At 66.3% G+C, this 12,793-nt stretch carries 10 protein-coding genes and 1 other RNA gene; 3 read left to right on the top strand and 8 right to left on the bottom strand.

All coding sequences use genetic code 11. From position 1 onward, the window contains the following. Nucleotides 1–80: 80 nt before the first annotated feature. The 6 genes from AC1DMA_RS29550 to cysK form a co-directional block, all read right to left on the bottom strand. Nucleotides 81–1,745: an NAD(P)/FAD-dependent oxidoreductase gene (locus AC1DMA_RS29550; RefSeq protein ID WP_478146391.1), complete on the bottom strand. Its 1,665-nt coding sequence runs from the start codon at nt 1,743–1,745 to the stop codon at nt 81–83. A 135-nt stretch (nt 1,746–1,880) separates the two neighbouring features. Next, on the bottom strand, nt 1,881–3,425 hold the full coding sequence (locus AC1DMA_RS29545) for a tripartite tricarboxylate transporter permease (RefSeq protein ID WP_478146390.1): 1,545 nt from the start codon (nt 3,423–3,425) through the stop codon (nt 1,881–1,883). 3 nt (nt 3,426–3,428) lie between these two features. Next, the gene (locus tag AC1DMA_RS29540; RefSeq protein ID WP_478146389.1) at nt 3,429–3,917 is read right to left on the bottom strand and encodes a tripartite tricarboxylate transporter TctB family protein; all 489 of its coding nucleotides are present in this window, start codon (nt 3,915–3,917) and stop codon (nt 3,429–3,431) included. A 156-nt stretch (nt 3,918–4,073) separates the two neighbouring features. Beyond that, nucleotides 4,074–5,594: a sensor histidine kinase gene (locus tag AC1DMA_RS29535; RefSeq protein ID WP_478146388.1), complete on the bottom strand. Its 1,521-nt coding sequence runs from the start codon at nt 5,592–5,594 to the stop codon at nt 4,074–4,076. Further along, nucleotides 5,591–6,280 (bottom strand): response regulator, encoded by a 690-nt coding sequence (locus AC1DMA_RS29530; RefSeq protein WP_478125934.1) that lies wholly within the window; start codon nt 6,278–6,280, stop codon nt 5,591–5,593. Before AC1DMA_RS29530 ends, AC1DMA_RS29535 begins: the two co-directional genes overlap by 4 nt. 28 nt (nt 6,281–6,308) lie before the next feature. Continuing rightward, the gene (gene cysK / locus AC1DMA_RS29525; RefSeq protein WP_478146387.1) at nt 6,309–7,229 is read right to left on the bottom strand and encodes a cysteine synthase A; all 921 of its coding nucleotides are present in this window, start codon (nt 7,227–7,229) and stop codon (nt 6,309–6,311) included. 65 nt (nt 7,230–7,294) lie between these two features. Here cysK and rnpB point away from each other — a divergent pair. Beyond that, an RNA gene (gene rnpB / locus AC1DMA_RS29520) (RNase P RNA component class A) lies at nt 7,295–7,632 on the top strand. A gap of 159 nt (nt 7,633–7,791) precedes the next feature. Here the strand turns inward: rnpB and AC1DMA_RS29515 are convergent. Further along, nucleotides 7,792–8,505 (bottom strand): RNA pseudouridine synthase, encoded by a 714-nt coding sequence (locus AC1DMA_RS29515; protein ID WP_478146386.1) that lies wholly within the window; start codon nt 8,503–8,505, stop codon nt 7,792–7,794. Nucleotides 8,506–8,515: 10 nt separating this feature from the next. Next, complete coding sequence (locus tag AC1DMA_RS29510; protein WP_478146385.1) at nt 8,516–10,174, bottom strand: MBL fold metallo-hydrolase; 1,659 nt, start codon at nt 10,172–10,174, stop codon at nt 8,516–8,518. Nucleotides 10,175–10,327: 153 nt separating this feature from the next. Here AC1DMA_RS29510 and AC1DMA_RS29505 point away from each other — a divergent pair, with 153 nt between their 5' ends. Together AC1DMA_RS29505 and AC1DMA_RS29500 are read left to right on the top strand one after the other, a co-directional pair. Further along, on the top strand, nt 10,328–11,293 hold the full coding sequence (locus AC1DMA_RS29505; protein WP_478146404.1) for a Bug family tripartite tricarboxylate transporter substrate binding protein: 966 nt from the start codon (nt 10,328–10,330) through the stop codon (nt 11,291–11,293). Between the two features lie 93 nt (nt 11,294–11,386). Continuing rightward, on the top strand, nt 11,387–12,793 hold the full coding sequence (locus AC1DMA_RS29500; RefSeq protein WP_478146384.1) for an NfeD family protein: 1,407 nt from the start codon (nt 11,387–11,389) through the stop codon (nt 12,791–12,793).

Below are 12,793 nucleotides of genomic sequence, written 5' to 3'. Positions count from 1 at the left end.
CACTTCGTGTCGCTTCGCCTACCCCCTACCGGGGGCAACACCGGCGGCCCGGCAGAGCCGGTTCCGCGGTGTTTCTCGATTCAGATGCGTACGCCGGCTGCGATGCCGAGCGCGACCGCTTCGCCTACCTTGATGCCGTCGACTCCGGCCGACAGAATGCCGCCCGCGTAGCTGGCGCCTTCGCCGGCGGGGTACAGGCCGCGCACGTTGAGGCTCTGGAAGTCTTCGCCGCGCGTGATCTTGATGGGTGACGAGGTGCGGGTCTCGACGCCGGTCAGGACGGCGTCATGCAGATCGAAGCCTTTGATCTTGCGTCCGAAGGCGGGGAAGGCCTCTCGCATGGCTTCGGTCGCGTAGGCGGGGAGGGCGGCGCGGAGGTCGACCGGCATCACGCCCGGCTTGTACGACGGTTCCACACTGCCCAGCACCGTCGACGGCTTGCCCGCGACGAAATCCCCGACCAGTTGCCCCGGCGCCCGGTAGTCGCCGCCGCCGAGTACGAAGGCGTTGGACTCCAGCTCGCGCTGAAGCTCGATGCCTGCCAGCGGAGAACCCGTTCGGCCTTCTTCCCAGCCGGGAAAGTCCTGTGGATCGATGCCGACCACGATGCCCGCGTTGGCGTTGCGCTCGTTGCGTGAATACTGGCTCATGCCGTTGGTCACCACGCGGCCCGGCTCGCTGGTAGCCGCCACGACAGTGCCGCCGGGGCACATGCAGAAGCTGTACACCGAGCGTCCGTTGTTCGCGTGATGCACGAGCTTGTAGTCGGCCGCGCCCAGCAGCGGATGGCCTGCGTGCCGTCCCCATCGCGCACGATCGATCAAGCCTTGAGGATGCTCGACGCGGAAGCCGATCGAGAAAGGCTTGGCCTCGATGTGCACCCCACGCTCATGGAGCATCGCGAAGGTGTCGCGCGAACTGTGGCCGAGCGCCATCACCACGTGATCGGCACGCAGCTCGCTGGTTTGCCCGGTGCGCTGGTCGAGCACGGTCAGCCCACGCAAGTGCTTGCCGTCGGGGCCGTCCTCGATCAGCACGTCGGTCACGCGGTGCTCGAAGCGAATCTCGCCGCCGAGCGCGGTGATCTGTTCGCGCATGTTCTCCACGACCTTCACCAGCTTGAATGTGCCGATGTGCGGATGCGCGACATAGAGGATTTCGGGCGGTGCGCCGGCCTTGACGAACTCTTCCATCACCTTTCGGCCGAGAAAGCGCGGATCCTTGATCTGGCTGTAGAGCTTTCCGTCGGAGAACGTGCCCGCGCCGCCTTCACCGAACTGCACATTGGATTCGGGATTGAGCACGCTCTTGCGCCAGAGGCCCCAGGTGTCCTTGGTGCGTTGGCGCACGGTCTTGCCGCGCTCCAGCACGATCGGCTTGAATCCCATCTGCGCGAGCACCAGCGCAGCAAAGATGCCGCAGGGGCCGAAGCCGATCACCACCGGCCGTAGCGGCAGCGTGGCGGGCGCTTGCGCTGGCGGCTCCCACGCCATGTCGGGAGTCGGGACGATGCGGGGGTTTTCTGCGAACTTGTGGAGCAGCGCGGCTTCTGTCGCCGGATCCGCGATCGTCACGTCGACGATATAGACCTGCAGCAGTTGCGCCTTGCGCGCGTCGAAGCTGCGCTTGAAGATGCTGAACTCGCGCACGGCGCCGGGCGGGATGCCGAGCACGGCGTCGATGGCTGCGGGGAGGGCCGCTTCGTCGTGGCCGAGCGGCAGTTTGATTTCTGAAATTCGCAGCATGTGGGGTGGCTTGGGTCTATCAAGCAGGGGCCCGGATCATAAAACCCCTTCCTGAATGGCAAATGACCTGCGGCGCGCACATCGCGCCGCAGGTCATTTTGCGGGAGGGATCAGGGACTGATCGCCCTGGCCGTGTCAGGCTTCCGAGACGGCTTCGGAGCCGAGCCCATCGGCATCCGCTTCGACGCGCTTGACCGCGCGGCCACGGAAGCTCGACCAGGTGACGCCGACCAACAGCAGTGCCGACAGTGCGATGAAGGCCGCGCTGATGGGGCGCTGCACGAACACACTGATGTCGCCGCGGGACAGCAGCATGGCGCGGCGGAAGTTTTCTTCCACCATCGGCCCGAGCACGAAGCCCAGCATGATCGGCGCGACTGAGAATTCCAGCGTGATCAGCAACGCGCCAATGACACCGAAGGCCAGCACTTCCCAGATCTGGAAGAGGCTGTTCTGCGTGCTGAAGACGCCCACCGCGATGAAGAACATCGCCGACGGGAACAGGTAGCGATACGGCACCTGCAGCATCTTGACCCACACGCCGATCATCGGCACGTTCAGGATGATCAGCAGCACGTTGCCGATCCAGAAGCTGGCAATCAGGCCCCAGAAGATGTCCGGATGCTCGGTGATGAGCTGCGGGCCGGGGGCGATGCCCTGGATCATCAGCGCACCGAGGATCAGCGCCATCACCGCGTCGCCCGGAATGCCCAGGCTCATCGTCGGGATGAAGTCGACCTGCGTCTTCGAATGCGAAGAGGCTTCGGGCGACGCCACGCCGGCGATCATGCCGGTGCCGAACTTCTCCGGCGTCTTCGAGACCTTGCGCTCGAGCGCGTAGGCGATGAAGGTCGTGATCGTCGGGCCGGTGCCGGGCATCGCGCCGAAGACGGTGCCGACCAGCGTGCCGCGCACCATCGGCCAGAAGGCTTCCTTCAACTCGGCCAGGCTCGGGCGCATGTCCCGCACGCGCAGCGAGGTGTTGCTCGTGATGATGGTCATCCGGTTCACGTTGAGCAGGAAGTCGGCGACGCCGAACAAGCCCATGGCGATCGCCACGAGTTCGAGGCCGTCGCTGAGTTCAGGGATGCCGAACGAGAAGCGGAAGCTGCCCGAGTTCACGTCGGTGCCGACCACGCCGCACAGCAGGCCGAACAGCGTCATGGCAACGCCTTTCAGCGGCGAACCGCGCGACATGGTGGAACCCGCCAGCAGGCCCAGCAGCATGATCGAGAAAATCTCGGTCGGCCCGAACTTGAAGGCCACGGCCACCAGCAGCGGCGACGCGAAGATCATCACCAGGATGCCGACCGACGCCGCGAAGAACGACGAGATCATGGTGATGCCGAGCGCCGTCCCGCCCTTGCCGGCGCGCGTCATCGGATAGCCGTCCAGGCAGGTCACCGCGTGCGGCGGATGCGAAGGCAGGTTCAGCAGGATGGCGCCGATGGCGCCGCCATATTGCGAGCCGTAGAAGATGCCGGCCAGCATCAGGATGGCCGGGACCGGGTGCATCGCGTAGGTGAGCGGCAGCAGGATCGAGATCGCCGACAGCGCGCCCATGCCGGGCAGCACGCCAATCAGGTTGCCGACCAGCACGCCGAAGAACGACCACATCAGGTTGGTGCCCTGGAAGGCAACGCCGAACCCGAACCACAGGTCATGGAGAGACTGCATCATGGTCTACATCCCCCACTGGAACAGCGGAAGCTGCAAGCGCAGCGCCCACCAGAAGACGATCACCGCGACGATGCACATCGATAGCGCCAGCAGGATCGCCTGCGTGATGGTGTTCGTGCGGTCGCCTAGCGCCGAGATGAAGACGATGGCAAACGTCGCTGGGACCAGTCCGCCATAGACGCCCAGCAGCAGGAACGCCAGCACGGCCACGATGATGCAGATGCCGCCGCGAAGGTCGGGAAGGCCAGCCCCGTGCCCGTGACCGACCGCGATCTTGGATGAGCTGCCACTGTCGGAGCGGGCGGTGATCGCGATCAGCAGTCCGGTGATGGCCAGCAGCACGCCGATGGCAACCGGAAAGAAGCCGGGGCCCATGCGGGCGGGTGTGCCGGTGCGGTAATCAAGCCCCGCGTAGACCGCGATGAGCCCGACGAACACCATCAAGGCGCCGCCGTAATAGTCTTTCTTGACCTTGGAAGTGAGGGCTTTCATTGCTGCCCCCCGAGCCGATGGCCCGTATGCCTGCGCTGGCACTGCATGTTTGTCTCCTTTGTCGCATGCGATGTGCACGCTGAGCAAAAGGCAGTCTAGAAATCAAGCCTTCCAATCTCCTTTCAGTGCGAGGCGGGCTCTTCAAAATACGTGTTATCACTTATCGGGTTGAACCGCACGCGGCAACCGCAGTACGGCGCGCAATCCGCCTGCGAGGCCTTCGAGCGGCGGCGCGTCGCCAAGCGTGATTTCGCCGCCATTGCGGTGCGCATAGGCCTGTGCAATGGCGAGTCCCAGGCCGGCGCCGCGGCCCTCTTCGGGCCCCATGATGTCCGAGCGCTGGAAGCGTTCGAATGCGCTTGCCCATCGGCTCTGCGGAATGCCCGGCCCGGTGTCGCAGACTTCAGCCTCGACCCAGTCGCCGTCAAAGCGAACGGCCACGGTGATGTGGCCTCTGGCCGGCGTGTACTTGATGGCGTTGTGGACCAGGTTCGACAGTGCTTCGTGCAGTTCTGCGGCTTGCGCGGCGACGGGAGCAACCGGCACAACCGGAACGGCCGGTTCGTAGTCTGCGTCTTCGATTTCCGCATCGCCGCGCGCGTCGATCCAGCCGAGATCCTGGTTCTTTTCGCGTGCGAGCGGCAGATGTTGCAGCACCACCTCGCGCGCCACCGCGTTGAGGTCAGTGATCGGGAGGGCTCCCGCGTCCGACGCGGACTCGCTCGCGTGCGCCAGCGCCAGCAGCTGCTCGCTCAGCCGGCGGGCGCGCACCAGTTGGGCGACGATTGCGCGAAGTGTTTCGCGCATCGTTTCGGGATCGCGTTCGCGCAGCGCGTACCCGGCCTGCGTCAGCATGATGGCCAGCGGCGTGCGCAGTTGGTGCGACGCGTCGGCAAGAAAGCGCGACTGCTTGGCCAACAGGTCGCCCTGGTTGGCGATGTGGTGGTTCACCGCCTCCACGAGCGGCGCGACTTCGTAGGGCACATCGCTCGCGTCAAGCGGTTCGAGGTCGCCCGGTGCGCGAGTCGCGAGCGATCGGCGCAGCCGCTGCAGCGGGCGCAGCGAGAGCGCCACCCCCAGCCACACCAGAACGACCATCACGGTCACGATCCGCACGTCGTTCCAGAGCGCCTGGTGCCATGAGTCGGCCAACGCCTGCTGGCGGAAGCCGGTGCTTTCGGCCGCCTGGCTGAGTACGCGGTATCCCTCCGTTTCGTTGATGCGCACTGTGCGGCGCAGTGCGGCAATGCGCACTGGATAGCCGCGATAGGTTGCGTCGTAGAACTGCGCGACGTTGTCCGGACCGGCCGGTGGCGGCGGCAGGTCCGAAACGCCGACCAGCGTTTTCTCGGATGCCGCAGCGCTGTTGCGGGCGTTCTTGGCAGATAGCGGCGTGTAGCCCACATGCAGATGCTTGTGAATGGATCGCGTCGACTCGAACATCGACTGCACCGAAAAGGCGGTGTCGACGCGCGGCTTCAGGTCGTCGCCGATCGCGATGCTGTCGTTCAGCGCTTCGACCGGTTCAATGAGGGCCTGGTCGTACGCATCGACCACCACCCTGGAGATGGCGCGGTAGTCGATCCATGTGTCGATCGCCAGCAGCGCGACGATCGCGGGCAGCAGCATCGCGAGCAGCAGCGTGCGGATGCCGATGCGGCGCGGCTCGGCCTTCATCCGAGGTCGTCCGTGCCTGAGGAGACGTCTTCCAGCATGTAGCCGAGGCCGCGGACCGTGGTGATGCGGACGTCGCTGTCGGCCAGCTTGCGGCGCAGCCGGTGCAGCACCAGTTCGATCGCCGCCGGCCCGACCTCGCTGTCGTGCGGGAACACCTTGCCCGACAGGCGCTGCTTGCCGACGGGCGAGCCGGCGCGCAGCAGAAGCGCGATCAACGCCGCATGCTCGCGCGGCGTGAGGGCCAGGAGCTGGCCTTGCAGCATGAAGGCATGGCTTTCGCTGTCGTAGGTCAGCGATCCGCAGTGCATGCGCGGATGCTGCGTGCCGCGGCTGCGCCGCACCAGCGCCGTGAGACGCGCTTCCACCTCTTCGACCGCGAAAGGCTTGCTCAGGAAATCGTCCGCGCCCAAGTGCAGGCCGCGCACGCGATCCTGCAGCGAGCCTTCTGCCGTGAGCACCAGCACCGGCGTGCGGTCGCCTTCGTCGCGCATGGCCGAGAGCAGCGCCAGGCCGTGCTTGTCCGGCAGTCGCAGGTCGAGCACGGCGGCGTCGTATTCATTGCCGGCCAGCAGGGCCTCGGCCGTGCGCGCGTCGGGTGCGTGGTCGGTGACGAAGCCGCTTTGCTTCAGCGCACGGACCAGCCATGCCGCGAGTTCGGCTTCGTCTTCTACCAGCAGGATGCGCATGCGGCAGCGGTGCCTCGACGGGATACGTTCACGCGGGCAGGAATCCGTCGACGGACAGGTAGCGCTCGCCGGTGTCGTAGTTGAAGCCCAGAACCACAGCGTTCGCCGGGAGCGAGGGCAGTTTCTGCGCGATGGCCGTGAGCGTGGCGCCGGAGGAAATGCCGACAAGGATGCCTTCTTCGCGCGCGCAGCGGCGGGCCATTTCGCGCGCGGGTTCGGCATCGACCTGGAGCACGCCATCGAGCAGCGAGGTGTCGAGGTTCTTCGGGATGAAGCCCGCGCCGATGCCCTGGATAGGGTGGGGCGAAGGCTGGCCGCCGGAAATCACCGGCGACGCCACCGGCTCGACGGCAAAGACCTTGAGCTTGGGCCACTTCTGCTTGAGGATCCTTGCGCAGCCGGTGATGTGTCCGCCGGTGCCCACGCCGGTGATCAGCACGTCGATACCCTCCGGGAAGTCGGCTGCGATTTCTTCGGCTGTGGTGCGTTCGTGCACCTCCACGTTGGCCGGATTGTTGAACTGCTGCGGCATCCACGCGCCGGGCGTACCGGCGACGATCTCTTCCGCGCGGGCGATGGAACCCTTCATGCCCTTTTCGCGCGGCGTGAGGTCGAAGCTCGCGCCGTAGGCCAGCATGAGGCGGCGGCGCTCGACGGACATGCTGTCGGGCATCACCAGGATCAGCTTGTAGCCCTTGACCGCCGCAACCATCGCAAGGCCGATGCCGGTGTTGCCCGAGGTCGGCTCGACGATCGTGCCGCCGGGCTTGAGCGCACCCGATCGCTCGGCATCCTCGACCATGGACAGCGCGATGCGGTCCTTGATCGAGCCGCCCGGGTTGGCGCGCTCCGACTTGATCCAGACCTGCTGGGTCGCGTGGCCGAACAGGCGCTGGATACGGATGTGCGGCGTGTTGCCGATCGTCTGCAAGATGGTGTCAGCTCTCATACGGTGTCCTCTGGGCAAATCCGATGCGGAAGTGGGGAGCGTCATTGTGGCGATAATCGCCCCGTGAAGCACGCTGGACCGCCGCTGGTGCAAGTCTCGAAAGAGCGCACTGGAGGAACGTCCGGACTGCACAGGACAGCGCAGGAGCTAACGGCTCTCCACCGTGAGGTGAGGATCAGAGCAACAGAGACGAGTCGGCCGGGGGCAACCCCGGCCGGGTGAAACGGGCAATCTCTGCGCGCAGCAACACCAAGTAGGCCAGCGTCGATGTGGTTCCGCAGAGCTGGCGGGTAGGTGGCACCGAGCCGTTTGGCGACAAACGGCCCAGATTAATGGCGGTCACGCTGGAGCTTCCGAAAGGGGCTTCAGCGCACAGAATCCGGCTTATAGGCGGGCTTCACACTATCACTTGTTCCTCGCCCCCAGGCTGCGCGCACTTCGTGTCGCTTCGCCTTCCCCCTGACCGGGGGCAACACTGGCGGCCCGGCGAAGCCGGTTCCGCGGTGTTCACGAAGGGGGCGGGCTTCGCCGCCCCTGCTTGTCCGGCACTCTCTTTCTCTTTTTAGAAGCGTTCTTGGGGGGAGAGGTAGCGCCACTGGGAGGGGAGGAGGCCGGCCAAGGGGACGCGGCCGATGCGGATTCGCTTCATGGAGAGGATTTGCAGGGCGGCGTCGTCGCACAGGTGGGCGATTTGACCGGGGCGGGCGCCTTTGAGGGCGAAGCGCAGGCCGGTATGGCCTTCGGCTTGCTGGCTGATGCTGACTCGGGCGGGGGTGCGTTCGAAGCGCGACAGCGTTTCGGGGCCTACGGGGCCTGCGACGTCGACCATGACTTCGTGTTCGAGGATGCCGGCGTCTTCCTGAAGCTTGCGCTCGACGCGCCACTCCTGCGTATAGACGAGCAGGCCGCTGGCGCCGGTTTCCAATGGGGTCATGCAACGCTGGGCACTGACGTGGCGCGGCAGGAAGCGCAGGCCGGCGCGTTCGGGTTCGTGATGATTGGCGGGTACGAGCAGGCGGTGCGCGTGGTCGGTCGCCACGCCGGCGGGCTTGTGCAGCAAGAGGGTGACGGGCACCACCGGTTCGGGGCGCGCGCCGGCTTCGATTTCGACGTTTTGGTGGGCATGCACGCGCGACTGCGGCAGCAGCCGGGGTTGGCCGTCGACGCGCACGGCGCCGTTTTCGATCAGGAGCTCTGCTTCGCGCCGCGAGCAGCCAGCGAGCGCGGCGACACGCTTGGCCAGGCGTATGCCGTCTTCGGCATCTTTTTCGGTCACGCTGGCATCCTCATTCCTTCACCGTCTGTCGGAGTCGCTCGACATGCGCAGCCAGCGAGCGAGCGGCCACGGGCCACATGCGCTCGGGCACGTCGTCATAGGCGATCGGCAGCCAGTCTTCCGGCGTGCCTTGGGGTAGCTTGCGCATGGCGGCAGCGATCTTGGCTTCGCGCTTGAGGCGGTGCGCCTTCAGGTAGGCCAGTGCCGCACGCGCTTCGCCGAGCACATAGCCGTGAGCGGGCAGGATGAACGAGATGCCACCTTCGGCACATGCCGCATCGAGCTTGTCGAGCGATGCGAGGTAGGCGTTCATGTTGCCGTCCGGCGGGTCGATGACGGTGGTGCTGCCATTGAGCACATGGTCCCCGGAGAAGAGGAGGCCGTCTTCTTCCAGTACAAGGCAGAGGTGGTTGGCGGCGTGCCCGGGCGTGTGAATAGCGCGCAGCGTGTGGGTGTGGGCGGCGGAGGTCAGCACGATGTGCTCCCCGTCCTTGAGCGCGCGGTCGGGACTGAACCGGGCCGTCGACCGCGCGGTGGGCGCCGAGGCCAGTCCGACGATGGGCGGCGGGGTCTTGCACAGCTTCTGCAGCGGAAGGGCGCCCGGCGAATGATCGGCGTGCGAGTGCGTGCAGACGATCACGCGGATGTCGCCGTGCGTTGCGCGCCAGAGCCGGCCGATGTGGTCGAAATCATTGGGGCCTGGGTCGATCACGACGTAGCCGGTGGAGGCGTCGCCGACGATGTAGCTGTTGGTGCCGGGGCCGGTCATGGCGCTCGGGTTCGGCGCGGTGAGTCGCTGTACGTTTTTCAGGAGCGGCACCGGCTGTTCGCTCTGCCAGTCGAGCGCATGCACGAGTTGACCGTCAGGGCTGACCATGGCGAGTTCACCGAAGGGCGAATCGGTCTCCATGTAGCGCGCCTCCTGGCCCTTGAGCATGCCGGCGCGCGGACAACTGGTCCACAGGGGACCTTCGCCGCCGTGCCGGTTGGCGCAGGCGTACAACACGGCGTCCACCGTCTTGTAAGCGGCCAGTCTTTCGAGCGTGCGCAGCGTCGGGAAAATCATGAAAAAGGCGCCCGCCGCATGACGCGCGAGCGCGTCCGCCGGTCGCACCCAGCAGGGCTCGAACTGCTCGGTCTCGTCCGCCGTCGGAGTTTGTCCTTCGGGCATGCGCGCCACCAGAAAGGGCACGTCGAAGCGCTTGGGCAGATCGCGATCGGTGATCCAGTGGGCGAAGGTAAAGACGCGGTCGGTGGACAGCAGCAGGCCACGTTCGACGCATTGGTCGGCAAAGGCAACCGTGGTCGCGGCCGTGCTGCGATCCATGGAGGCCACTTCTTCGGCGCTCACCGGCCGGCCGTCGGGGTGGTGGGCGAGCAGCACACCGAGTTCCTCGAAGCTCTCCCGCAGGGCGGCGATGGCTTGTGTGAGTTGCGTCCGGCTCTGGGTGCGGCGGCGCGTTGCGATCGCGCGCGCGGTGGCGTCGCTTTCGTCGATGCGTCCTCCCGGGAAGACGTACGCGCCCGGCGCGAAGCTCGCCGTCGACGAGCGACGGGTCATCAGCACTTCGATGCCTTCCGGCGTGTCGCGCAGCAGGAGCACGGTGGCGGCGGCGCGCAGCGGAGCCGGTTCGCGCTGGGGGTGGAGCAGTTGGGTGGGACGTACCATGATCCGCGATTATCGGGAGAAGGCTGCCGGCGCGCGCGGCCGTCCACCCGAGGCATAAGCTGGAGTCATAAGCTTCTGTGCAATTGCTGATGAGGCTCGCGCCACAATGCCGCCATGACTGCATCTTTCATTCGAGGCGCGCGCCGTCTTTTCATGCTCTCCACGTTGGCCCTGTGCGCCGCTGCGCCGGCCGCGTTCGCCCAGGCCGATTGGCCGCAGCAGCCCGTCACGCTGATCATGGGCTTTCCCGCCGGCTCGGGCGTCGACGTCGTCGCCCGCATCATTCAGGAGCCGCTCCAGCGCAAGCTCGGCCAGCCGGTGGTGATCGACTACAAGTCGGGCGCGGCCGGCAACATCGCGAGCGAATACGTCGCGCACGCCAAGCCCGACGGCTACACGCTGGCCTTCGGTACCGCGGCAACGCACGGCAGCAATGCGGCGCTCTACAAGAAGCTGCCCTTCGATGTCGAAGCCGATTTCGTTCCGGTGGCGCCGGTGCTCGATGTGTCGAACGTGCTCACGATCAATCCGAACGTGATGGACGTGAAGACGCTCAAGGAATTCGTCGATCTCGTGAAGGCGAACCCCGGCAAGTACAACTACGCTTCGACGGGCAATGGCGCCGGCACGCACATGGCGTTTGCCGAATTCAATTCGCGGCTCGGCCTGAACATGGTGCATGTGCCCTACAAGGGCGGTCCCGAGGCGATCACTTCGGTTGTGCGCGGTGAGACCTGCTGCATCATGAACCAGGTGCAGACCGTGCTGCCGCAGTACAAGGCCGGCAAGGTGCGGCTGCTGGGCGTTACCACCGCAAAGCCCGTGGCCGCCATCAAGGAAGTGCCGACCATCGCGTCGAGCGGCTTGCCGGGCACCGAAGGCTTCGACAGCTCGATCTGGTTCGGCGTGTTCGCGCCGAAGGGCACCGATCCGCACATCGTGGACAAGCTCAACGCTGCCATCCGGTCCGTGCTCGAGCAGCCGGAGATCCGCGAGAAGTTCGAGAACCAGGGCAACACGATCCGCATCGAGTCGCCCGCGCAATTCAAGCAGACCGTTCATGCCAACCGCGTGAAATGGGCCGAGGTCGCCAAGGCGGCCAACATCCACATCGATTGAGTCACGCCGGGCCGGCGCAAGAGGCCGGAACCAGCCGGGGCGTCTGCTGCGACGCACCATGACAGCGCCCTGCGCGGTACCTAGAATCGGACGATGAGGTCCGCCAGAGCATGGTTGACGGTATGGACCCTCCTCGTCCTTGCGGCGGGAGCGGCCAATGCCCAAGCCGTGCCTGATGCCGCCCCAGCCCAGCCGCCGGCCAACGCGCGCGCCGGGATGGTAGTGCTGATGGAAATCGACGGCGCGATCGGCCCCGCGACCGTCGACTACATCCACCGCGGACTCAAGCTCGCAGAAAAAGAAAAGGCGCGGTTGGCCATCATTCAGATGGACACGCCCGGCGGGTTGGACGCGTCGATGCGCAACATCATCAAGGACATCCTCGCATCGCCCGTTCCCGTGGCGGGCTTCGTCGCCCCCAACGGTGCGCGCGCAGCCAGCGCCGGCACCTACATCCTCTACGCCAGCCATATCGCGGCGATGGCGCCGGCTTCGAATCTGGGCGCAGCGACGCCGGTCGCCATTGGCATGCCGTCGCCGTCGGAGCCGCCTGGGAAACCCGAGTCCGCGGACAAGGCCGAACACAGCGGCGATGCGATGACGGCCAAGCGCCTCGCCGATGCGTCGGCCTATATCCGCAGCCTGGCCCAACTGCGCGGGCGCAATGCCGACTGGGGCGAAAAGGCCGTGCGCGAATCGGTCAGCCTGTCGGCCCAGGAGGCGCTGGACAAGCAGGTCATCACTCTCATTGCAAAGGACGTGTCCGACTTGCTGGCGCAGGTGAACGGGCGCGAAGTGCAAACCATCAACGGCAAGGTGCGCCTGGCAACCCAGCGGGCGGAGCTTCTGGTGGTCGATGCGGATTGGCGCACCCGACTGCTGTCCGCCATCACGGAGCCGAGCCTCGCGCTGATCCTGCTGATGGTCGGTGTGTACGGCCTGCTGTTCGAGTTTTCGAATCCGGGCTTCGTGCTGCCTGGCGTGGTGGGCGCCATCTGCCTTTTCGTCGCGCTCTTCGGGCTGCAGATGCTGCCGATCAACTTTGCGGGGCTGGGGTTGATCCTCCTCGGCGTGGCTTTCCTGATCGCGGAGGCGTTTCTGCCGACTTTCGGCGTCCTCGGTGTGGGTGGGATCGTGGCGTTCTGCGTGGGCGCATTGCTCCTGATCGACAACGACATTCCGGGCTTCGGCGTGCCGCTGTGGCTGGTGGGGCTTCTGGCGCTCGGGTCCGCGGCGTTCATCCTGGTCGTTGGCGGCATCGCTGCGAAGACGCGCCGACGGCCTCTGGCGGTGGGCGTTTCGACGCTGGTCGGCGCGACCGGTGAGCTCGTCGAATTCGCGGACGGCGAAGGCTGGGCGCAAATCCAGGGTGACTACTGGAAGGTACGCGGCTCAGCGGGACTGAGCCCCGGCCGCCGCGTCCGCGTGACGCGCGTGCAGGGCCTGGCCCTTCAAGTCACCGAAGACATCCAGGAGAGCCCGGCCGGGGCCGGGGCATGA

The organism is Variovorax sp. 05N34 (assembly GCF_056397405.1).
Note: the sequence above shows the minus strand (reverse complement) of the source record. Positions and strands in the feature narration are given on the sequence as shown.